This window comes from Marinobacter mangrovi (genome assembly GCF_016798325.1).
In the GTDB taxonomy this organism is placed as follows: domain Bacteria; phylum Pseudomonadota; class Gammaproteobacteria; order Pseudomonadales; family Oleiphilaceae; genus Marinobacter_A; species Marinobacter_A mangrovi.
Genome location: NZ_JAERVO010000001.1, coordinates 1087822 through 1112368 on the forward strand (window position 1 = coordinate 1087822; position 24547 = coordinate 1112368).

Below are 24547 nucleotides of genomic sequence, written 5' to 3' on the forward strand. Positions count from 1 at the left end.
CGCGCGAATACCGCACGGGCAGGCGTCATACCAATATACCGTAGCCGGCTGATTTGGCTGGATTTTAAACAAGGAGAAAATCGGGGATGTTCAACAGGGAGGAAACTGGGGGTGACTCCACCAGCGACACTCCGGCACCCAAGTCCACCGCTGCGGCTGCTCCCTTCCGGGCCTGACCGGGTTCACGGTTTATTGTTGCGGAGGCACCGGCGGAGCCACCATAACGATCCGGTATTGCCCCGGATGCGGCGCGCATCTTAGCAGGCCGCACCGGCGGCATCAACGCCTTTTTGAAGATGGATTTACAGAGCGATGCCCTGTATCGGATCCCGCCGGAACCAGCAGGCAATGCTGTAGCGGGTCCGCTGCGCGGCAAGCACTTCGTGGGGCACGTCTTCGCTGACGAAAAGAGCCACCCGACCGGCTTCCGGCAGAACCTGACCACAGACTTCATCCGGATTTTCCCGGTTGAAGATCTGCAGCAGACCGCCATCCGCCGCCTGCCAGCCTTCGTTCAGGTACAACACGAGGCTGATGATGCGTGACGAACGACCACGAAAGCTGTCCACATGGCAGCGATAGAAATCGCCCGACTCATAGGTCGCGTAATGCGCCTCGAATCGCTTCAACCCCAGGAACAGGCGCTGGTTCAAGCCGTCCTGGATGGACTGGAAAAGCGAATACAACTGACCTTGCGGCCCCGTTTCCCCGTTCAGCCAGGCGATACGGTCACGACGCACCGAGCGGTCATGGGTGTGATCCTTGCCACGCCCGACACCCGCCGTGTCCAGCGCTTCCGAGCGGTGAAGGGTCTGCACCTCACCACGCAGGTCGCCCATCAACCCGTCAGGGACGAGCGGCAGGATCGACTGGCTGGTCCAGCCGAATTCCGCCAGGTCGTCACAAACCGCATCCAGCCACGACTCAATAGCCGCCGAACCAGCAGGTTGCTGAAGTGCAAGATCAACCGCGGCCGCGGCATCGAAAGGAACAGAGGGCATGGCCATACCTCAAACAGGACTGCCAGCAGTGTACGACCAAACCCGCCCTGCTGCCCTCTTTTTTTAGCCGGACCGGATAGGGAGAGATCCCTACGCTGATTCATGATGAGGCTGGCCTATATCAGTGTAATCCGGCCTCTGTTGGGCTTCCTCCGTCAGCCCAACCTACCGGAGGTACCATTGAACTGAGGGGAAACGGCTCATGTAGGTTGGGCTGACGCAGGAAGCCCAACACAACCTTACCTTTCACCAAACGCCTCCCCGCCGAGGTCATCAATACCTGCCCAATCGGTATCCATCCAACCTCTCGCAACGTATCCATGTATTGTCGAATGCGGCCAGTCGATGGGACGCTCGACCCAGCCGTGTTTTACCGGGTTGTAGTGGATATAGTCGACATGTGTCTCCAAATCCGCCTGATCCCTGATCTGGTGTTCCCAGAAGCGGCGCTGCCATAGCCCACGTTCTCTCTTTGCCTCACGGCTGGGTGCGATACGCTCCCCTCTTTCAATCCTTCTTGAGAAGCCTGCCTTGATTAATGACCAGCGGCGCGGGTAATTGGCGTCGTTTTCCGGTAAGCGCCAGATCGCATGCAAATGTTCCGGCATGACCACCATTGCCACAAGCGAAAATGGATGCCTGGCTTTTACCTCATACATGACTGAACGGAGATCGCTAATTCGGCGAACCAAAAGGTCTGAATTGCGCTGGGCAAGATTTACCGTGAAAAAGTAAGTCGCTCCCGGAATATCGGATCGACGGTACTGCATATGATGCTGCCATCCCTTGGCTTTTGTTTATCGGTCCCACTGAAGAATTTCAAAATGATCGGCGTTCTAATGCGCCCTTTAACCTGCTTTCTGTTTGGCTTCCATTGTCAGCCCAACCTACGGCGGGTATGCACCAAGGGCTAGGCGAGACGAGAAAGCGCCGGGCAGGGTTCCATCCCTACCCGGCCGACCGGTCGTCACGGACGGGCGACTTCGCTGAGTTTGCCTTCGGAGCATTCCGCCAGGGACTTGATGGCGTCGCCGTCGAAGGCGTCCACGCGGATGACGTCGTACAGGGCGCTGAGTGCTTCGATCAGGGTGTCGCGCTCGTCTTCCCGCACCACGTTTTTCTCGATCGCCCAGTCCACCAGTTCCGAGCGCTGGTGGGCCATCAACATTTCGATGTCCTGCAGCTCGTCCGGATCGGTCTTGCGGATGGCTTCGTTGAGACGCTCACGAGCGTCCCGGCAGGCGTTGGCCATGTTGTAGGCGTGCAGCACGCGGCCCACCGGATCGTCCGGGTTCACCGGCTGGTAGACGCCGCGCACGATGCGCTCGCGGACCGGGGCATCCTTGACGATGGACAGAGCCACCTCTTCACCGAGACGGTCGTCCGGCGCTTTGAGCCAGGCGCCAATCGGGAAGACCAGCAGCTTGAGCGGCCAGCGCAGCGCCGGTACCGGGAAGTTCTCGATCAGCGCCTTCATGGCGTTCTGGAAGTCGTAGAGGCACCGCTGCAACCCCCACTCGACCACCGGACGGTTGTCCTCCGGATAGCCTTCCTCGTGCCACTGCTTGATGATCGCCGAGGCGTAATACAGCGCCACCAGACAATCCGCCATGCGCCCGGAAAGCCGCTGACGGGCCTTCAGGCCGCCGCCGATGGTCAGCAGGGTGACATCGGTGAGCACCGCAAACGCCGACGTGAATCGCGCCAGCTGGCGATAGTAACGCTGCAATCCGCCGCGACCGGGCACCGGCTCCAGCCAGCCATGACTGAGCCCCAGCACGAACGACCGCAGGGCGTTGCGGGTGGTGTGCGCCATGTGGTTGTAGAACACGTCATCAAAGGCACGAACGGCCTGTTCTTCATCCTCCATGCCGGCGGCTTCGATCTCATCGACAATGTAGGGGTGGCAACGAATGGCCCCCTGGCCGAAGATCATCAGACTGCGGGTCAGGATGTTGGCCCCTTCCACCGTGATGCCGATGGGCACCGCCTGATAGGCCCGGGCCAGGAAGTTGCGCGGACCGGTGATCACACCGCGCCCGGCCACAACGTCCATGGCGTGGTTGATGACTTTACGCATCAGGTCCGTGTTGCGGTACTTCAGCACCGCAGAGGGAACGGACGGACGTACGCCCCGATCGAGCATGCCGGAGGTCAGCAGCCGCCCGGCGTCCATCATGTAGGTGTAACCGGCGATGGGTTCAAGCGCTTCCTGAACGCCCTCGAAATGACTGATGGAACGGCCGAACTGTTCACGAATGCCGGCGTAGGCACCGGTCGTCAGACAGGCCAGTTTGCCAGCCCCCGTGCCCAGCGCCGGCAGCGAAATCGAGCGGCCGATGGACAGACACTCGAGCAGCATGGTCCAGCCCCGACCAACCATACCCTCGCCGCCGATCACCTGGCTCAGCGGGATAAAGACGTCTTCGCCCCAGGTCGGACCGTTCATAAAGACCGTGTTCATGGGCAGGTGGCGGGCACCGTGATGTACGCCTTCAAGATCGTGAGGGATCATGACGCAGGTGACGCCCAGATCTTCCTCACCGCCCATCAGGCCGTCCGGGTCGTAGACCTTGATCGCCAGACCAATGAGCGTCGCCACCGGCGCCAGCGTGATGTAGCGCTTGTTCCAGGTGACCTTGAGCCCCAGCACCTCTTCGCCTTTCCACTGACCGCGGCAGACGATGCCCTTGTCGGGAATCGCCCCGGCGTCGGAGCCGGCGACCGGCGAGGTCAGCGCGAAACACGGCACCTCCTCCCCTTTTGCCAGACGCGGCAGGTAATACTGTTTTTGCTCGTCGGTGCCGTAATGCATCAGCAGCTCACCGGGCCCCAATGAGTTGGGCACCATGACCGTGACCGCGGCCGAGACACTGCGGGTCGACACCTTCATCACGATTTCCGAGTGGGCGGTCGCGGAGAACCCCTTGCCGCCGTATTCCTCGGGAATCACCAGCCCGAAGAAGCCTTCCTTCTTGATGAACTCCCAAGCTTCCTGTGGCAGGTCATAGAGTTCGTTCGTGATCTTCCAGTCATCCAGCATGCCGCAAAGCGTTTCCACCGGGCCGTCGACAAACGCCTGCTCGGCCTGATTGAGATGGGCATGTGGCGCATCCATTAATTTGTCCCACTCCGGGCGACCGGAAAACAATTCGCCATCCCAGTCCACGCTCCCGGATTTCAGCGCTTCCGACTCGGTGTCCGACAGCGACGGCAAGCGATCGCGAACCCAGCCCAGTAATGGCCGGCTCAACCGATTGCGACGCAAACCACCGGGGAAAACGAGTATCAGCGCGAAGGCCAGCAAGACACCGCCGATCAGGATGCTGAGGACATGCCAGTCATCCTCGAACATGCCAAACAGGGTGGCGAGCGTCATGACAACGCCCGCGACGGTGCCGCCAACACCAAAATAAAGCAGGACTAACGCACTGATCAGAAGAAACAGGACACTCATGCAGGCTCCTCCATTTACCGACACGGTAGAGTGAACCGGCTCATCTCCTGACCAGCGCCCCATCTTTCAGCAAAAGGGGGCTGGTCAGGTGCCGGACGCGAACACTATGATCACAAAATCGTGGAAGACTCAAACTAAGGAACAACGCCGGTCAGTGACGACAAACCGGCCGGTTCCCCATCATATGCGTCAAAAGGACCGAACTGGATGACTTCAAGCAAATCGGATGCACTGTTTACCGCCCGGATCACCCAGGGCGACCTCGACGCGATCGAAATCAGGCATCCCCGTTTTTCGGCCCGTATCTTCCTGCAAGGCGCCCACCTCACCCACTTTGCCCCCACGGGGGAGGACAACTGGCTCTGGATGAGTCCGGATGCCACCTTCGAGCAGGGCCGCGCCATTCGCGGCGGCATCCCGGTTTGTTGGCCCTGGTTTGGCGACGCCCGGCGCAACCCGGAACCGGTCGCGAACCGGGCACAAACGGACAAAGCGCACGGCTTTGCCCGCACCCACGCGTGGACCCTGGCCGATATCCACGAATCGGAACAGGATGTGGAAATCAGCCTCATGCTGGATGCCGCCAACTGTGGCGATATCGGCAGCGCCTGGCCGCTGCGGGCCCGGATGACCTTCCGCTTCAATGCCGAGCACTGCCAGATCCTGCTGACAACGCACAACACGGGCTCAACGCCGGTGGAGTACACCGAAGCCCTGCACACCTATTTCCCGACCGCGGACGTGACTCACAGTTTCCTGAGCGGCCTGGAACAGACACACTACATCGACACCCTTCACGACTGGCAGGAAATCCTGGAATCCGGCGACGTCCGCTTTCGTGGCGAGACGGATCGAATCTACCAGCGAGGCGGCCCCATTCTGGTGCATACACCCAGGCACGTTACCCGTATTGAAACCCAGGGGAGCGAGTCGACCGTGGTCTGGAATCCCGGTCCGGAGAAGGCCAAACGGCTGTCGGACTTCCCGGATGACGCCTGGAAAACCATGCTGTGCGTCGAAACCGCCAATGCATGGCCTCACTTTATCCGTTTAATGGACGGCGAGAGCCACACCACGGAATTGGTGCTGTCACGGTGCTAGAACACCGCTCCAAAACAACAGGGGCACGTATCCTGCACTGTTACGGACAGCCGACAACGAGAATACCAACCAGGAAGCGCTGATGAGTCTGAGATCGTTCATCAAGGAAAAAGTCGTTCCGCAATCGCTGGAAGACCAGGTCAACCGGATCCGCAAGCCGCTCGGCTCGCTGGGCTACGACCCCTGGGGCTACAACAACGATTCGCTGAAGATCGGTTTCTCGCTGGCCAAGCAGATCTACGAGAAGTATTTCCGGGTGGTGGCCGATGGCGTCGACAACGTGCCGGCCGAAGGTCCGGTGCTGCTGATCGCCAACCACAGCGGGCAATTGCCGATCGACGGCCTGCTGATCGGCACCGCGGTGGCCTCGCGCGAAAGGAACCCGCGGCTGCCCAGGGCCATGATCGAGCGCTTCTTCCCGACGGTGCCCTACCTCGGCAATATCCTGAACCAGATCGGAGCCGTGCTGGGGGACCCGGTGAACTGCGCCAAAATGCTGGCCAACAACGAGGCCATCATCGTGTTCCCGGAAGGCATCCGTGGTTCGGGCAAACTCTACAGCGACCGCTACCAGCTCAAGCGCTTCGGTAACGGCTTTATGCGCTTGGCGATGCAATACAACGCCACCATCGTGCCGGTCGGTGTGGTGGGCTGTGAGGAAACCATTCCCGCCGTGGCCAACGTAAAGCCGCTGGCGAAGGCGCTTGGATTGCCTTACGTGCCCCTGGCCGTACCGTTCGTGTTTCCGGCCAAGGTTTACCTGAAGTTCGGCAAACCCATGCACTTCGACAACGCCGACATTCCGGAAGAAAAGGTCACCGAGCGGGTTGAGGTGGTCAAGGCGGAGATCAACGAGTTGATCAATCAGGGATTGAGCGAGAGGAAAAGGCTGTTCTGATGGCGAACGAACGCAAACCACAGATTCTGGTCACCGGTGCCGCCGGCGCCCTGGCCCAGCAGGTGATCAACCGCCTGCGTGACGACTACCAGCTGGTCGCCGTCGATTTCCGGGAGCAGGTCTACCTCGGCGACGACATTCCCAGCTACTGCATCGATTTCAACAAGCGGGTGTTCGAGGACTTATTCCGCCGCTTCCAATTCGAGGGCATCATTCACCTGGGCCGCATCATGTCGAGCCAGGAAACCCGCATGCGGCGATACAATGCCAACGTGCTGGGAAGCCAGAAGCTGCTGGATCTGGCGCATAAATACGGTATCCACCGGGTGATCGTGCTCTCCACCTACCACGTCTACGGGGCCAGCGCCTACAACCCGGCGTTGATCGACGAGCAGGCACCGCTCAAGGGGGCCGGCCTGAGCATGGATCTGGTCGACTCCATCGAACTGGAGAACCTGGCCAACATCTACCTGTGGCGCTATCCGGATCTCAACATCACGGTCCTGCGACCCTGCAACATCGTCGGCCCCGGCGTGCGCAACTCGATCAGTACGCTGCTGGCCAGCCGCCGCGCCCCGGTGCTGGCCGGTTTCTCGCCGATGATGCAGTTCATCCACATCGATGACATGGCAGACGCCATTGTACTCAGCTATCGCAAACCGGAACGGGGTGTCTTCAACGTCGCGCCGGATGACTGGATCGCCTACCAACACGCCCTCCAGCTCAGTGGCTGCACCCGGGTACCCATTCCCTCGATTCCGCCGGTACTGCCCCGGACCATTGCGCGCCTGCTGAATATGAAGAGCTTCCCCTCATACCTGATGAGCTTCTTCAAGTATCCGGTGGTGATTGATGGGCGGACGTTCCGCGATACCTTCGGCTTCAAACCCAAGCGGCCGCTGAAGGAGATCTTCCGCTACTATCGGGAAAACAAACATCCGGTTTAAAGCCCCTGCCGGACCCGGTGCGCAACGGCGGGGTGCGTGGAAAGCGGACTTCCCGGCACCCCAAACCACAGACTGTGTGCATCCGCGACAGAATTGCTTTTATACTGGTCGAAAAACGGGCGCGGCACCGGTGGTCGCGGCGCCCTCGTGCTTAGTCAGAGGCTCCTAAACTCACAGGACGAGTACCCATGAGCATCGACTTCAGTCTGGTGAGCCATTCCGCTGCGGCCCTGGCGTACGCGGCCCTGGCCATCCTGGTTGGTTCCAAATACCTGAGGCGCAACACGGATCGGGCGCTCATGCTGGCCGCTATGGTGTCGACCATCTGGGCCACGTCCCTCGTGGCCCAGATGATCTGGAACCAGCCCCCTTTCTTTATCCGCTACCTGTTGGAGCTGATTCGCGATGCCGCCTGGGTCGCCGTGCTGTTTGCGCTGATTCGCGACAGCAAACGCTCCGGCCACATGGCCACCACCCTGCGCCGGGTACTGGGCACTGCCATCGGCCTGCTCATCCTGACGCTACTGACCTGTGGCGCCCTGGAATACGCGCTGGGCTGGCAACTGCTGGACGGCAAGACCAAGGTCGTGGGCCAGATCGCCCTGTCGTTGCTCGGGGTTTGCCTGATTGAACAGATCTGGCGTAATTCCCTCTCCTTCGGCCGCTCGAGCATGAAGTACCTGTGCATCGGGATTGGCGGCATCTTCGCCTACGACTTCTTTATGTATTCCGACGCCCTGCTCTTCGGCCAGTTGTCGGATTCGTTCTGGAGTGCCCGGGGCGCCGCCAACGCCTTCCTGGCGCCGCTGTTTGCCGTCAACGTCATCAATACCCGCAAACAGCCGGTGGATTTCCAGCTCTCCCGCAATGCCGTGTTCCACGTGGGGGCCATTGCCTTCGCCGGCGCCTACCTGATTTTCGTGGCTATTGGCGGCTATTACGTCCGAACCCTGGGCGGAGACTGGGGCGAAGCGTTGCAGGTCCTGTTCCTGACCGTTTTCCTGGTGCTGTTTACCGCGCTGCTCAGCTCCAGCCGGTTCCGGGCACGGTTGATGATTTTCATCAGCCAGAACTTTTTTGACTACAAGTACGACTACCGGGAAGAGTGGCTGAAAATGACCCAGATTTTCGCCAACCTCACGGAAGATCCCCCATTGCCCGAGAGGGTCGTGCGGATCATGGCCGATCTGGTGGAAAGCAACGCCGGCGCGCTCTGGGTCCGGGATGAAGACGGTAACTATGTGCTGCACACCACGGTCAACCTGACGCCGCCCAGACACACCATGATCGACCGCGACGCCAACATCGTCAGCTTCTTCAATGAAAAGGAATGGATCATCGACCTGTCGGAATACCACATCGATCCGATCCGCTATGAACTGCTGGAAATACCCGACGCCATCCTCAAATTCCCCGATGGCTGGCTCGTGATCCCGCTGTACCTGGGCGATGAACTCTACGGGGTCTGCCTGGTTGGGTCGCCGTACGCCAAAGTGGAGCTCAACTGGGAAAACTTTGACTTAATCCGGGTCGTGGCACGCCAGACCTGTAACGTGTTGGCACAGGCCGATGCACAGAACCGTCTGTCCCGCGCTATGCAGTTCGAAGCCGTATCGAAGGCGTCCGCCTTCATGGTGCACGACCTTAAAACCATGATCGCCCAACTCTCATTGCTGGTAAAAAACGCGGAAAGGCACCGCGACAAACCCGAGTTCATCGACGATATGATCCGTACTACCGAGCATGCCGCCACCAAGCTGTCCGGCCTGGTGGATCATATTCGCAAACCCGCTACGAACGAGATGCCGGTGCAGCCGATCGAACTCGAATCGATGCTGGAAGAGTTGGCGCATCACCATACCCGCAGCGAACCCAAACCCGTTTACCATCCTCCCGGCGAACCGATTTGGGTCCGGGCCGATCCCGAACAGCTGCGCAGCGTCATCGGGCACTTGATCCAGAATGCGCAGGACGCCACCCCACCCACCGGCGAAGTCACCCTGAACCTGAAGAAAGGCTCCGATCACGTGGTGATTTTTATTCAGGATACCGGCGCCGGCATGAATGAAGACTTCATCAAGATGAAGCTGTTCAAGCCGTTCGAGAGCACCAAGGGACTGGCCGGCATGGGCATTGGCGCCTATCAGGCGCGGGAATACGTTCGCCAGATAGGCGGTAACATCGACGTGACCAGCGAACCGGGAGTGGGTTCCTGTTTTTCGGTCCGGCTGCCGCTGGGAAAGCCCGAAATCAAGCGGGGCAATCTCGATGAACCGCCCCAGCCGATTGCCGAGAATGCCTGACCGCAGGCCATCAACCTGCTCACAAAACGACCAACGGTTAAATGTTTGTCAAATTTTTGTTCATTCTCGATGCATCGAGTGCATTACTGTTGATTTCCGTCAAAATACAGCCAGAATCAGTGTTACAGTATGTTAACAGACGGCACCCAGAATAGCCGTCGGCAGTAAAGAAGAAAGCTCTCAAAGGTGTTCAGGGTTATATCACCCAGCGCCCAATGTCACCGATCAGAAAAAAGGATTTGGTTCTGTCGTGAATAAGCGTTTATTGATTGTCGAAGACGATCCTGGCCTGCAAAGTCAGATGCGCTGGTGCTTCACCGACGATGTCGAAGTGGTCGTCGCCGGCGATCGCGAAGCGGCCCTCACCGCCCTGCGTCGATTCGAGCCCCAGGTCGTCACCCTTGATCTGGGTCTACCCCCCGACCCGGGCGGCGCGAAAGAAGGGTTCGCCCTGCTGGACGACATTGTCCGCCTGTCCCCCAACACCAAGGTGGTCGTCGTCACCGGGCGCGAGGACCGGGAGAACGCAGTCCGTGCCATTGGCATGGGTGCCAGCGATTTCTACCAGAAACCGCTGGATCCGGACATTCTCACCTTCGTCGTCAACCGCGCCTTCCGTCTGGCCGAACTGGAACTGGAGAACCGAGAGCTCAGCCAGGGCCGTAACGGCACGTCGATCAAGGGGATCGTGGCCGCCAGCCCTCAAATGCTTTCACTGTGCAGGATGGTCGAAAAAGTGGCTCCGGCCGATGTGACCACATTGATCATCGGTGAAACCGGCACCGGCAAGGAACTGCTCGCCCGCGCCATTCACGACATGAGTCAGCGGGCGGACCATACCTTCGCGGCCATTAACTGTGCTGCCATTCCGGAAAACCTGCTGGAAAGCGAGCTGTTCGGCTTCGAGAAAGGGGCCTTCACCGGCGCCACCCAGAGCAAGAAAGGCAAGATCGAGATGGCCAACGGGGGCACGCTGTTCCTCGACGAAATCGGCGACATGCCCATGCCGCTGCAGGCCAAACTGCTGCGGTTCCTGCAGGAACGGGTCATTGACCGGGTTGGCGCCGTCAACCCGATCCATGTGGACGTGCGCGTGGTGTGTGCGACCCACCGCAACGTGGAAGACCTGGTCTCCAGCGGCGATTTCCGCGAAGACCTCTACTACCGGATCAGTGAAATCACCCTCGACGTCCCCGCCGTGCGGGAACGGGATGGCGATGCCATCGTCATCGCCCAATCGCTGCTCAAGTCGCTGGGACGGCAACTCGATCGCCCCAACCTGGGCTTCTCGGAAGATGCCATGCAGGCTATCCAGAGCTACAGTTGGCCCGGGAACGTCCGGGAAATGATCAACAAGATCAAGCGCGCCACCATCATGGCCGAAGGCAAACGCGTCACGGCCAGCGACCTGCAGCTGCGATGCGACGATTTCGTCCACGACGGCAATGTGCTCAACCTGCGTCAGGTCCGCGAGGATGCAGAACGCTCAGCCATCAACCATGCCCTGAAAACCAGCAACTTCAACATGGCTCAGGCCGCCCGGTTACTCGGCATCACCCGCCCCACGCTCTACAACCTGACAGACAAGTATAAAATCGAGACATCACCCGCCGTTTCCGGTGCCTGATCGGCACCGGCGGCACGAAGGACGCCCCGTATCTGGATGACAAGGACCTGACAATGAAGTGGAAGACGTTGTTTCGCATTACCCTGCTGGCAGTCGCCTTTACCTCTCTGCTGACCGGGTGCAGTGACGACAAGGAAGAAATGAGCCAGCAGGAGCTGCAATACCTCAGCCATCTGGATCAATCCCGTTTTTTCCAGCGTCAGGGTGAACTCAAGGCCAGTACGCTTGAAGCGCGCAGCGCCATCGACCTGAACCCACACAAGGTGGATCCCTATTTCATCATTATCGATAACCTGATCACCGCCGGCGATGCCGTGACCGCGGCGCGTCAGGTCAAGGAAATCGATAAGCAGCTCCAGGAAAAAGGCACCACCGATAACATCCAGAACCGAATCCAGCTCATCCTGGCCAAAACCTTCCTGATGCGCCAGGACAGCGATGCCGCTCTTAAGGCCCTGGACAAGCTGAAATCGCCGGATCGAACCCAGCAGGTCCGGGCTGATTTGCTGCGCGGCGACATTCAACTGGCCGCCAGGAACTACCCCAAAGCGCAATCCGCCTATCAGAAGGCATTGGATTCCGACGCCACATCGACCCTGGCACTGATTGGACTGTCCAAGGTGGCGCAGGCCCAGGGCAACACCGATCTTGCCCGGCAAAAGATCAAGCAAGCGGAAGATGTGGACGCCAACGACCCGGAACTGTGGCTCTGGAAGGCCCAACTGGCCCAGCAACAGAAGCAATGGGAAAAGTCCGAGGAAGCCTACATCCGTGCGCTGGAAGACATCGGCAAGTACGACATCATGACCTACCGGAAGTACACCACGATCTCCTCGCTGGTGAGCGTGCTTCGCGAGGAAGGCAAATCGTCGGAAGCCTTTGTCTACGAGGAAATCCTGGCCAAGTCGGCGCCCGGCACCATCAAGAGCAATTTCGACGCCGCGCAGGAAGCCTATCGTAAAGGCGACCTGGAAGGCGCCGCCCGCTACCTGAACGAAGTGCTGAAACAGGCCCCGAACCACGTCCAGAGCTCCATTATGCTGGGCATGATCCGCTTCCAGCAGGGGCGTGTTGAAGAAGCCAAGGAACTGCTTGAGCCGATCAGCCAGATCCAGGACTCCCCGGCCGCCAGTAAACTGCTGGCTGCCACCCAATTACGCCTGCAGCGTCCGGAGGAAGCCCGAAAACTGCTCGAGAATCTGGATGACAAACAGACAGACCCCGGTGTCCTGGCGCTGATCGGCATCGCCCACCTGGCCAGCGGTGATGACGAGGCCGGTCGCAAGTACATTGAGAAAGCACTGGAACTCGACCCGAACAACCACGACCTGCGTCTGCGGTACGCCAACTACCTCGTTGAACAGGGCGATACCGACACCGCCATTGCCCAGGCCGAACAGGTTATGGACGCGCAACCGGACAATGACCAGGCACGCCAACTGATCATCAATGCCTATGTCCGGGCCGGCGACACCCAGGCCGCTGAAGAATCCGCCAGTGCCTGGGTCAAGGAGCAGCCGGACAACATCACGGCACTGCTGGTCAGTGGTGGCCTGGCGGCCCGCGCCGGTGATGCGCCTCAGGCCCGACAGTACTACAACCAGGCGCTGAAACTGTCAGACAGCGACCCCCGCGCCAACAACGCACTGGGTGGCCTGGCCATGAGCCAGGACAACAAGGACGAAGCCAGCCGCCAGTTCAAGGTCGCCATCGCCAAGGCGCCGGACAACCGAGCTGCCATTCAGGGCCTGGCCCAGGTCACCTCGCCCGAGCAGCTGCAGGCTTACCTGACTCAAGTCGGCAAGGACCATCCTGATGCACTTGCACCCAAGCTGGCCCTGCTCGAACTGGCATTGCGCGCCAACAACATCAATCGGGCTGACGAACTGTCTGCCTCCCTGCTTGAGCCGGTCAGTGAGAACGAGCTGTCACCGAATACCGGCGCTGTGGCCAACGTCTACGGATCGGTCGCCGGCAATAAGCTGAAAACCGACGACAAGCAGAACGCCCTTGCGATCATGCAACGGGCACAAGTGCTGTTCCCGGACAACGAAGCCATCGCCCTGCAGACCGCACAGGTCTACTTCGAGATGGACAATGAGAAAGCCGCCCGGGATATCCTCAAGGAAGCCCGACTGAAACACCCGGATTCACCCCAGCCCTATGTCGTCGAAGCGGCGCATGAAAAGGACAAGAAGCGTTACGGCAAAGCGGCGGATCTCTATGAGCTGGCCCTGGCCAAGGACAACTCACCGCAGCTGACCCTGCTGTTCGTCGAAGCCCTCGGAGAAAGCCAGCAGGAGCTGCGGGCGATCAAGGCGCTGGAAAACGGTGTCGAGGACCATCCGGGGAACGAGGCCCTGCAAATGCGGCTTGCCATGGCCTATCAAACACGTGGTGATGCCCAGAAAGCCATGGACGCTTACCAGCAGGTCCTGAACACCTCGCCCCGGAATGTGGTGGCCCTGAACAACCTGGCGTGGCTGTACCACGAATCCGGCAAACAGGATGCCCGCCAGCTTGCCGAAAAAGCTTACAACCTCAAACCGGACTCCGCGGCGATTGCCGATACCTACGGCTGGATCCTGTTCCAGCAGGGGGATCACAGCGGGAGCCTGCCCGTACTTGAAAAAGCCTACAAGCTGTCACCGCAAACCACTGAAATCGCGCAGCATCTTGCGGAGGCCTACAAATCGACAGGACGCCAGGACGAGGCCCAGAAGATATTGTCCAAGCTCTAATGCCGTGATAAGCGACTTGTCGAACGGTTTTACAGCACCGTTCGGCAAGTCAGACGTAACCTTCTGATTTTCCTCTTCGCATAGCCCATGGCATGTAAATCGCAGCAGTTGTATTCCTCATGTAGTTGGCAGGAGGAGGCTCCGCCATGCGTATTCCGACCAATGGACTGGCACTTGCCTTGTCAATGGGAATGCTTTCTTTGGGGGCAAGTGCAACGGTCATCACAGCCACCGACATCGCCTCTGGCTATGGCGGCGGTTTAACCTTCTCCGCCACAGGCGGTGAGCTCGGCACTAAAACCGAATACGGTATAACGGCCGCCGGCGTTGGTGTCGCGGGCGATTCCGGCACCAATGAAATCGGATTGCGGGAAAGCCTGACCGCCAGTTCATCATCCGGCTTCGTGCTTGGTGGCTTCTCCCTCGCCTTTCTCTACGACGGCCCGGAATTCGGAGACGTCGAAGAGATTGCCCGGATTACCGCCACCTTCCTGGATGGCAGCTCCAGCGTTGCCGTACTGAAGAATGTCTACCTCAATCCAGGCGATGATTTCGTCTCGCTGACCATCGACGGCGATTCAAGCATGTCTCCGCTGGCGGCCAGCACCGCAGTCTTCGGCTCGCCGGGAACGGTGGATGTCGGCGCCATTTTCGGGAAGAACCTGATCGGTTCGCTGACCTTTGACGCACTCTACTCGAACACGTGCGGCACCGGTAAATGCAATAACCAGAGCGACTTCTCGATCTTCCAGATTATATCGGTACCCGAGCCCGCCAGTCTGGCGCTGTTCGCTCTCGGGCTGGGCGGCCTTCTCACGTTCCGAAGACGCCGTTAAACAGAAAGAAGACCGAAACGGCCCGCCTTGCGCGGGCCCGTCTCCCCTATTGTCCAGGCAAATATTTGCTCATCATTTAAACGAATAACATCCCTCTCTAAAGATCAAAAGATTCCTAAATCCACGTGGCAGGGCCTTTCTGCGGGAACGATACTTTGTGTAACTCACTCTCCTGACGCCAGAACTCCGTCAAGGTCACAGTGATGGGTTTAGCGTCCCTGGTGGGTTCGCCACAAGGCGCGGGACGCCGGAATGGCCATCCCCATGCCAAGTTTGTACTCGATTCGGGTGACGACTTATGCATAACGCAAAGGTTTTGCTGATAGGTAGCACCATCTTATTTATCCACGGTTGCCAGATGTGGCCCTCCCAGGTCGGCGAGCTCCCGCCACCCGCGGCCTTGCCGGCAACCAGTGAGCCAGGGAAAGTGCAGTTCAGGATCTGGACCGGAATCACCGGGTCTGATGTCTCCGACCTGACCAGCATCGACGCCTATCCCGACAACCCCAACACCACCAAAGAGTTGACGTCCCTGGACAATCCCGGAGGCCTTGGGAATTACTACGGCAGTTTGGTGCGGGGTTACATTGAGCCCCCGACCAATGGCGAATACACCTTTTATGTTTCGGGTGACGATGAGACCCAATTCTGGTTCAGCACCAACGAATCGCCTTCCAACGCTGAAATCATCGCATCAGTGCCGAACTACACCACCCCGTACAACTACACCAAGTACTCGTCCCAAACGTCTGGCACACAAGTACTCGAAGGGGGAAAGCGCTACTACTTTGAAATCCGCCACAAACAGGGTTCAGGTGGTGAGCATTTCGCCGTAGCCTGGTCTGGGCCGGGCATTTCCCAGGAAGTCATCTCCGGCGATTATCTATACAGTGAAGGCCAATCCGGTAACTATGAGAATCAATCCTCTGCCGAGGCCTATACACTCGGGTATCGGGTTGGTTATTTCGACAGCACCCAGGGGCTTTCCTTCAACCCCGAGTTCCCGCCACTTGATAACGATTCAGACGGCCTCTATGACAACTGGGAAACCGTCAATGGCCTAGATCCATCCAACTCCAACGACGCTGACACCGACCCCGACGGCGACTTCCTGACCGCCGCCGACGAGTTCCTGATCGGCACCAAGGAAAACAACGCCGACACCGACGGTGACGGCATTCCGGATGGCCAGGAGTTCGCTTATAACCTGGATCCGCTCAATGGCAGCGACGCCGGCCGGGATGCGGATGGAGACGGCTACACCAACCTCCAGGAATACCAGGCCGGTACCGACCCGAATAACAGCGACGACGTGCCGGAAGACACCGGAGGCGGATCCACCGCGCCGACAACCAGCGGCTTCGTGGGCCAATACTTCACCGGCATGGCGTTCGATGACTTCGTCGCCACCCGTCAGGACGCCACCGTCGACTTCGACTGGGGTTCCGGCTCTCCGATGAGCGGCATCGGCAACGATGGGTTCAGCGTCCGCTGGACAGGGATCTTTACCGCCCCGCACAGCAGTGGCAGTCGAGACTACGAATTCAATCTCAGCACCGATGACGGCACACGGCTCTACATCAACGGCGAACGTGTGATTAACGACTGGTCCAATCACGCTACCGAGACCTTCTCGTACACCCGCAGTATGCAGGCCGGCGAGTCGGCCAACATCAACATCGAGTACTACGAGAATTCCGGTGATGCGGTGGCTCAGTTCGCCATCGTCGATCAGTCCAATGGCAACACCGTCGCGCAGGAAAGCACGATCACCGCGCCTGATCCGGACGCCTCGAGCACCCAGGATTCCGATTCAGACGGGATCCCGGACACCTGGGAGCTCAGCTATGGCCTGAATCCCTGGATCAACGACGCTTCACAGGTCAACAACAGCAGCAGTGTTACCAACCTGGACGCCTACCAGAGCGACCTGGACCCCTGGACGCTGGAATCCACATCCGCCGGCACAGGAGGAGGTAGCACCGAGCCTGAACCGACACCACCGCCGACCACAACGGGCAACGTCACCCTGTCCTGGACTGCGCCCTCCACCCGGCTGGATGGTTCCTCCATCGCCCTGAGTGAGATTGATCACTACATCATCAATTACGGCCAGGAGTCCGGCAATCTCGGGCAGACCCAGGAGGTCGACGCCGGTACCACCAACTACACGTTCGACGGACTTTCTTCAGGCACCTGGTACTTTACGGTACAAACCGTAGACAGCAACGGCCTGATCAGTCCGCCTTCGGATGAAGTGTCCCAGGAGGTTCAATAAGCTGGCTTATTGACGCCTGAGGTACGCACCGTCGATATACGACTGCGCCCGGTCTCGAATGCCGGGCGCAATTTTATTCAGCGCCGCCTGCCCATCACAGTCGTGACAGCGAACGGCGACCACCAGAAGAGATGCATCCGTGCGCCGGTTGAAAGCCCCCGGCAATTGCGCCAGCTTGGCCTGCAGTTCACTGGTTTCCCAGCGTCCCTCGACATAATAGGCGTAAGCGATGTAAATCGGAGTGGCGTCGTTATGGGCTGAGATGGTCACACCGGACATCGTCGATTCACCCTCGGGTCCGACATCAAAGGCCTGACTCGGAAGAAACGCCTCGCCATCGTAGATGTGGTTGCCGTATTGAATCACTTCTCCGCCCTGCCTCTGGTAGTCATAGCTGTAGAGACCGACAAAGTAGTGCGGAAGCTGCTGATCCTGCCCATCGCTCTCAAGCGTTCCCCGCCGGACGTAGGTCTGCTCGAAAGAACGATCCGGTCGCTCCACGATCGGATGCCAGGCCGCAAGACCGCTACCGAACAGTGGCAGCCACTCGGTGGACTCAAACACATCCAGCCCGCGATGCTGAACGTCCGTGCTGACGTTACCCGCCCTGGACACCGTTCCCGGCCAGAACGCCATGGCCAGCAGGATCAGGGGTATGGCGGACGTCGAGAGCCCGGCCAGCGCCGAGCGCCCCGTCCCGGTAGCCCTGACGCTTTCTGGAGCGTCCTGCGGGGCCGCTGCGTCTTCACGCTTCTCCAGCCAGCGCGCAAAGACGAAGACAGGCACCAGGGTCGCCGCAAACACCCACCAACCAAACGTATCGTGATGATTGACCAGCGACGACGTCATCTTGGTGGCATAGCCGGTGTGGATGATCACAAACACCCGCACCCAGTTCGCGACCAGCGCCAGGATGGCGCCAAAACTGATCAATGCGATGCGGGCCCGGACGGTGGCAAGGTTGAGCTCGCTGTACAGAAAGGTCAGCGTCAGGCCGACCAGCAAATACCGCAGTCCCGAGCAGCCGTGGGCAATCTCAAACGCGCCAATTCCCGGGAAGTAAACAAACACGCCCTCGACAACGAAATTGATGCCCAGTTGCGAAAGAAACAACTGGTTGACCGCCACGGTGACCAGCTGCAGGTACCACGCGAGGTAGTCCCAGAAGGGAATCGCGAAAACGATCAGGCCAATGGGGATCAGGAAAGGAATCGTCTGGCGCCAGCCCCATTGCACCAACAGCCCGGAGAACAGAATGGGCAACAGCATGATCTGCTGAACCGCCTCAATTCTGAGCATCCCGCCAATGCCATACAGAACAGCCGATAGGACCAGCGGTACCAACCAGGGCCAGTAGAACCCGGCTACCGGTCGAACCCGGCGCAACTTCTGAATGGTCAGGTACAGACAAACGGCAAAAAGAATCAGGCCGTGGGAATAGGCCTCATCCCATTTCACCCACCGTTCGGCGATGCCGGCCAGTATGGGATAGGTTCCGGCGACAAAGGCCACCAGAAAAACAACCGGCGACCACACCCTGATACCTGATACCGCGTTCCCTCGATCCATGCTCCACATCCCAACCCGTTAGCGCCTGAAAGCAAGCGTAAGGAAGCCGCTTCCATGAGACTGTTTACTGTTGCGGTTTAACCCGGTAAAGCCACTTGTAGAAAGCCGACCGGACCAGCATTAACGACACCAAAGTCACGCTGTCTGTCGCAATATGCTGCTTATAATTACTGTTTTTCCCCTGCCCGGCCAACAAATCGAAACAGGCCAAGTCCGGGTCCATGAAAGCATCCTCGATGGCGTATCCGAGATGCAATGACCCGAGCGCCAGCTTACGGTGGAAACCTTCGACAAAGCCGGACTGGAGGTTGTAGGTGCACCCTTTAAACCGGACGTTATAGAGAACCGAGACGGCCTTTCCGTCAACTTCCAGCACGGAAAGCTCCGGTACGCCCCCCTCATCCGCCAGCCCATCGAGGAACCGACGGTGGAACTGCAAGCTCTCCCGTCCAAAACAGGGTGTTCCCCATCGTTCGACATGGAAGTCGTTCAGCCGCTCAAAAAAATCCGCCGGATCGCTGGTCCACGCGTTCCGGATTGAAAGGTCTCCCAGGGATTCCAGAACCTTGCGCCGGTTATAGAATCGAAGCCGGGTGCTGCTTCCCAGGCCAGCGACATAGGCCTTGAAATCACCCGATGTGCGAACCTGATAGGCGACATCGCTGGCCACCTCCCGGCTGTCGAGTCCCCGCTCCTCCGCCAGCTGCTTCAGAGCCCGATGATCGGAGCCGTCCTGGACGATGTCCCGGAAAACCGCTTCAGACCACGGCGCCTCCATCAGTGAACCATACGGACCCACGGCGCTTTCCGCAGGATCCTGGCCGGGCTCGATCAAACCGTTGTATTCCGTGCGCGGAGTCGAAAGCCGGCGGTAATTGGTGCCCACAAACTGCAGGCAGCGAATCGGGAAAATACCGCGAAACCTGTAACGATCCGTATACAGACCAGACACGCCACCCTGGCCGGGACGGACCAGGCTGAAACCGGCCGTATTCCCCCACACCGACCACCAGGCATCCTGCCATGCACGGGTTTGAAACAGCGTCATAGCAAGGCGTCATCCTTCTGCATAGAGCCGCAATCCTTGTCGAAAAAACTTACATGACTGTCGTATTTGCAGACAGAAAATGCAAGTTATCACACTGTAATCCTTACACGATCTGCCCGTTTGGCATTTTATATGCGAATCCGCCCGAGTGGAGTGTCTGATCTGTCGGGAGGTTCTGTCCAAATGAAACAATTACTCGGCACATTCGCCAAAACGCCCGGAGATAACAAGAGAGAAATCCGGCTTTGGGCCTGTATCCCATACCTGATGCGCTGGTTCCTGCTTGCGTTCATGTTGGGCCTTTCCGGCGTTGCAACGGCGGCGCCATCGCTTCTGGTCAGCTCGTTTCCCGATCGGTCATCCCCGACCAGTTTGAGCGGCATGGAACTGACGGATGACGTTTACATCTTCGCTGCTCCTATAGACGGCATTCGACGCGTCGAGTTCTATCTCGATTCACCGCCGCCCTCCACGTTATTCAAGCGGGAAAACATCGCGCCTTTCGATCTGGGTGGTACGGCCGACAATGACCTGGCACTCCCGTTCAACACCAACACAATCAACGATGGACAGCACACGCTGTATGCCCTGGTGACCTATACCAGCGGCGCCACAGAGGTGCTGTCAGCCGCATTTACGGTCAACAATGCCGTCCCCCAACTCGAATTCTCGAACGCCAGCTTCAGCTTCCTGGCCACCGAAAACGACACCCAGACCCAATCGGCGAACGTGTCGCTGGAAACCAACCAGAATGCGAACGCTGATTTCTCCATCAGCGACGACGCAAACTGGCTCAGCGTCAGCCCCTCATCTGGCACCACACCCGACGTGCTGACTCTTACCGCTTCGCCCAACGGTCTTGCTCCGGGCTCTTACACCGCCAACGTGACAGCCACAGCGAACGGCTACGCCAGTGATTCGCTGACCGTCACCCTCGAGATCGTGCCTGACGACAGCAGCCTCTATCCCATCGTCTACAGCCTGGCTGCCGATCGAAGCGGTGCGAATGGACTGCAAGGAGCCACCGTCTCAGGTGATGTGTACGTGTTCGTGCCGGACAACCAGTCCATTACGCGGGTTTACTTCTACATTAACGACCCGCTCAAGACCGGCGCGCCGGCCAAGAAGGAAAACCTGCCGCCCTACGACCTGGCCGGAACCACAGCGACGGATCTGGCCATCCCGTTCGATACCACCTCGTTACCCGAGGGCAACAACACGTTGACGGCCGTCGTCCTTGCCAAGGATGGAACGACGCATGAAACCACCGTCTTCTTCACGGTGTCCAACGACTCAGCAACGCTGAATTTCGCACAAACCAGCTTGGCCGGATCACGCCCCGTAGGCAGTACCGACATCCTGCAGCAGAACGTGAACCTGACCAGCAGCGATAATTCGGGCGCTCCGTTCGATATCACATCGAATGCCAGCTGGCTCACCTTCAGCACCAACTCAGGCACCACGCCGGCGACCATTACTGTGAAGGCCTCGCCGGATGGACTTGCTGCCGGGACCTACACCGGGAAACTGACCGCCGACGCGGACGGCTATATCGCTGGCGAGCTGGTTTACACTCTGACGATCACGGATGACCCGGATACCCTGGTTGCCAGCCCGGCCAGCCTGGTCTTTTCCGGCACTCCGGGTTCCACGATCGCGTCCCAGACGCTGAACATCACGCATTCCAACAGTGAGTCCCACGCCTTTACCGTCAGCACCAATATGCCCTGGCTGCACGCCTCGCCGACCTCCGGCAACACGCCGGATAGCGTTCAGGTGAGTGTCGACAGTGCCGGCATGGCCTCGGGCAGCTACGGCGCCACGCTGACCATTACCGCCAGCGGATTCCCCAACGTGGACGTACCGGTCACGCTCAACCTGACCAGCAACGACAAGTGCGCCCCGGTGGTCTGTACCGACGTCAGGGTGGACCTGCCCTACCAGCTCACATTCACTGAAAGCCAGGGCCACCTGATGGACAGGAACGGTCTGGGTACCGGCTTTACCTGGGTGGACCAGCCCTCAGCCGGCACCGGCTATATCCCGGACAACCTGGAGATGAACTTCCTGGATGGCGTGCTGAACCTGACCACCACATCGGGCATCCAGTACCTGTCCAACAATTCCCAGGACAACGCCCTGGGCGTGGGCTTTGCTGCCCCCAACCAGATCACCCGCATCACCACGCAGCTCAAGAACGTGCCTACGGGTACCGGCAACTATGAGCAGGCGGGCCTCTGGTTCGGCACCGACGAAGACAATTACATCAAACTGGTCATCATCGCCCGACCGGAAGGACCGCGCCTGCACTACCTGATGGAAATCGGTGGGCTGACGGCCGTTGAACGCACCGTCGCTGCCGGCGATCTGTACGGGAAGGACATCACCTTCATGATGGTCGTCAACCCGTATACCCGCACCGTCGAAGTCCACTACGCCATCGAAGGTGGAACCACCAACCAGTTGGCGACGCTGTCTCCACCGGACGAGTTCTTCAGCTTCGATGCCGCCGGTATCGATCCGGAAATCGGGACGCGCAGCTTCGCGGGTATCTTTGCCACCAGCCGGGGCAGCGCGACACCGCAGACCTACCAGTTCGATGAATTCACACTGGAAGTCGGCGGTACACCGGAGTCCCCGTCGTCCAGCCTCGATTTCGTGCGCAAGAGCTACAACGTCGATTACCCGACCTCCATGGTCTGGGGGCCCGACGATCGGCTGTACGTCGCCCAACTGTTCGGCACGGTGGAAGCGCTGACCTTCGATGACGACTTCAACATCATCGACCAGCAAACCATCACGTCCCTGCAGGATGCCATCGGCCCGCGCCTGACGCTGGGTATTACCGTCTCGCCGACCTCCACTGCCAGTAACGTCGAGCTGTGGCTCGCGCACTCCAGCCCGTCGGTCGATAACGGCGAGCCGAATTCCGGCATGGTCAGCCGTCTCTACGGCCCGAACTTCTCCCAGGTCCAACACGTGATCACCGGCCTGCCCCGGGCGAAGGCGAACCACTCCATCAACTCGATCCACTTTGGCGCGGACAACCGGCTGTACATCGCCATGGGCGGCAACACCGGTGCCGGCGCGCCCAATAACTCGAACTCCGAGTTCGGCACCATGCAGGAGCAGCCCCTGAGTGCCGCCATCCTGGTCGCCGATGTATTCGCCGCCGGTTTTGACGGCACCTGCGCCAACACCAGCAACATCTTCGGGCCACCGCCCTGCGACGTGCAGACCTACGCCACCGGCCTGCGCAACAGCTATGACTTCGTGTTCCACTCCAACGGCAAGATGTACGCCACCGACAACGGGCTTGGCGTCACCGGTACCTATCCGCCCACGCCAACACCGCCCTGCCTCGGCTTCGGCGATACGGCCAGCTATCTGAATGGTGGCGACAACCCGGGCGTCCAGCCGGACCTGCTGCACCTGGTCAACGAAGGGGACTATTTCGGGCATCCGAACCCGTACCGTGACGAGTGCGTCTTCAAGGACGGCCACTATCAAGGCGTTGCGCCGCTGCCCAACTATGTCGAGCCGTTCTTTAACCTGGGGGATCACAAATCCGCCAACGGCATCATCGAGTACAAGGGCGCCACCGGCTGCGTCGGTGATTTCCTCAACGGGCAGTTGCTGATTGCCGATTACTCCATTGGCGACGATGTCTTCCGCGTCCAGCTGAGTGAGGACGGCAACAGTGTGATCGAAGGCACGCCCCTGATTACCGGGTTCAACGATCCGCTGCCTCTCGCGCAAACGCCAAATGGCGTCATCTTCGTCGGCCAGTTCGGTGGCGACAAGCTCACGTCACTGCAGCCGGTCAGTCTGGGATGCTGGGGCAACGACGCCAACCTGCCGGTCAGCATCCTGGATGCGGCTGGTGCGGCGATCGGCGACAAGATGTACGTCGTCGGCGGCAAGAACAGCAGCGGCCACCTCACCAGCCTCTGGATCTATAACGCCAGCAGCAACAGCTGGAGCCAGGGCGCCAACCTGCCGGGCGTGGGTGTCGAGAACGCCGCCGTCGTCGCCCACAACGGCCAACTGTATGTCTTCGGCGGCTCGACCGAGCCCTTCTCCGGCGCGGTCAGTAACGCTGCCGTCTACAATCCGGGCAGCAACAGCTGGACCAGCCTGCCGAACATGCCGACCGCCCGTGGCGGCGCGACCGCTCAGGTCATCAACGGGGTCATCTATGTAGTGGGTGGCATGAACAGCAGCGGTGCATCCCTGGCCACCGTCGAGGCTTACACGCCGGCCAGCGGCAGCTGGCAGACCGTTACGCCGCTCCAGACACGGCGTGACAACCCCGGCTCCGCCGTTATCGACAACGAGCTGTATGTGTTCGGCGGCCGGATTCGCAACGCGGATGGCTCAACCACCAATCCGACGCTGGTCAGCATGGAGAAATACTCGCCGGCAACCGGCACCTGGACCGGCCAGACACCCATGCCTACCGGACGCCGCGCCATGGCCGTCGGTACCGCGAATGGCCGCATCCAGGTCATCGGCGGCGAGCAGAACCCGGACAGCCCGTCGGGCGTGTTTGAGCAGAACGAGGAATACGACCCGGCCACCCAGACCTGGCGCAGCCTGGTCAAGATCCCGAGTCCGCGCCATGGACCGGCCTCCGCCACCATCAACAACAGCGTGCACGTTGTGGGTGGCGGGCTGTCCACCGGCACCACCTTCAGTACGCTGCATGAGGTGCTGAGTTTCTAGGCACACCACCCGACCA

14 protein-coding genes and 1 other RNA gene are annotated in these 24547 nt (G+C 59.6%); 9 read left to right on the plus strand and 6 right to left on the minus strand.

Annotated features, from left to right (window positions below; all coding sequences use genetic code 11):
• Positions 1–115 precede the first annotated feature (115 nt).
• From ffs to JL474_RS04835, 4 genes are all read right to left on the minus strand, one after another.
• An RNA gene (gene ffs, locus JL474_RS04820) (signal recognition particle sRNA small type) lies at positions 116–212 on the minus strand.
• A 90-nt stretch (positions 213–302) separates the two neighbouring features.
• A complete protein-coding gene (locus JL474_RS04825; protein WP_190294912.1) occupies positions 303–1001 on the minus strand; it encodes a 2OG-Fe(II) oxygenase in 699 nt (232 codons plus the stop codon).
• Between the two features lie 239 nt (positions 1002–1240).
• Positions 1241–1771 carry an REP-associated tyrosine transposase gene (locus JL474_RS04830; RefSeq protein ID WP_123635454.1) on the minus strand — a complete coding sequence of 177 codons (531 nt, stop codon included), beginning with the start codon at positions 1769–1771 and terminating at the stop codon, positions 1241–1243.
• A 197-nt stretch (positions 1772–1968) separates the two neighbouring features.
• Positions 1969–4458, minus strand: coding sequence for an acyl-CoA dehydrogenase (locus JL474_RS04835; protein ID WP_203141115.1), 2490 nt, complete (start codon positions 4456–4458; stop codon positions 1969–1971).
• Positions 4459–4665: 207 nt separating this feature from the next.
• Here JL474_RS04835 and JL474_RS04840 point away from each other — a divergent pair, with 207 nt between their 5' ends.
• The 8 genes from JL474_RS04840 (at position 4666) to JL474_RS04875 (ending at position 17189) form a co-directional block, all read left to right on the plus strand.
• Positions 4666–5559 (plus strand): D-hexose-6-phosphate mutarotase, encoded by an 894-nt coding sequence (locus tag JL474_RS04840; RefSeq protein ID WP_203141116.1) that lies wholly within the window; start codon positions 4666–4668, stop codon positions 5557–5559.
• 82 nt (positions 5560–5641) lie between these two features.
• Positions 5642–6457 carry a lysophospholipid acyltransferase family protein gene (locus JL474_RS04845; RefSeq protein WP_123635451.1) on the plus strand — a complete coding sequence of 272 codons (816 nt, stop codon included), beginning with the start codon at positions 5642–5644 and terminating at the stop codon, positions 6455–6457.
• A complete protein-coding gene (locus JL474_RS04850; RefSeq protein WP_123635450.1) occupies positions 6457–7404 on the plus strand; it encodes an SDR family oxidoreductase in 948 nt (315 codons plus the stop codon). The genes JL474_RS04845 and JL474_RS04850 overlap by 1 nt, the downstream gene beginning before the upstream one ends.
• Positions 7405–7592: 188 nt before the next feature.
• On the plus strand, positions 7593–9707 hold the full coding sequence (gene prsK, locus JL474_RS04855; protein WP_203141117.1) for an XrtA/PEP-CTERM system histidine kinase PrsK: 2115 nt from the start codon (positions 7593–7595) through the stop codon (positions 9705–9707).
• Positions 9708–9957: 250 nt separating this feature from the next.
• Positions 9958–11334: a PEP-CTERM-box response regulator transcription factor gene (gene prsR / locus JL474_RS04860; RefSeq protein WP_203141118.1), complete on the plus strand. Its 1377-nt coding sequence runs from the start codon at positions 9958–9960 to the stop codon at positions 11332–11334.
• A 53-nt stretch (positions 11335–11387) separates the two neighbouring features.
• On the plus strand, positions 11388–14075 hold the full coding sequence (locus tag JL474_RS04865; protein WP_203141119.1) for a tetratricopeptide repeat protein: 2688 nt from the start codon (positions 11388–11390) through the stop codon (positions 14073–14075).
• Positions 14076–14221: 146 nt separating this feature from the next.
• Positions 14222–14911: a PEP-CTERM sorting domain-containing protein gene (locus JL474_RS04870; protein ID WP_203141120.1), complete on the plus strand. Its 690-nt coding sequence runs from the start codon at positions 14222–14224 to the stop codon at positions 14909–14911.
• A gap of 427 nt (positions 14912–15338) precedes the next feature.
• Complete coding sequence (locus tag JL474_RS04875) at positions 15339–17189, plus strand: PA14 domain-containing protein (RefSeq protein ID WP_328797776.1); 1851 nt, start codon at positions 15339–15341, stop codon at positions 17187–17189.
• Between the two features lie 6 nt (positions 17190–17195).
• On the opposite strand, the gene xrt is transcribed toward JL474_RS04875, so the two are convergent.
• Complete coding sequence (xrt, locus tag JL474_RS04880) at positions 17196–18758, minus strand: exosortase (RefSeq protein WP_203141122.1); 1563 nt, start codon at positions 18756–18758, stop codon at positions 17196–17198.
• 64 nt (positions 18759–18822) lie between these two features.
• Positions 18823–19593, minus strand: coding sequence for a GNAT family N-acetyltransferase (locus JL474_RS04885; protein WP_236011985.1), 771 nt, complete (start codon positions 19591–19593; stop codon positions 18823–18825).
• 396 nt (positions 19594–19989) lie between these two features.
• On the opposite strand from JL474_RS04885, the gene JL474_RS04890 reads away from it, so the two are divergent.
• Positions 19990–24531 (plus strand): Kelch repeat-containing protein, encoded by a 4542-nt coding sequence (locus JL474_RS04890; RefSeq protein WP_203141124.1) that lies wholly within the window; start codon positions 19990–19992, stop codon positions 24529–24531.
• Positions 24532–24547 lie beyond the last annotated feature (16 nt).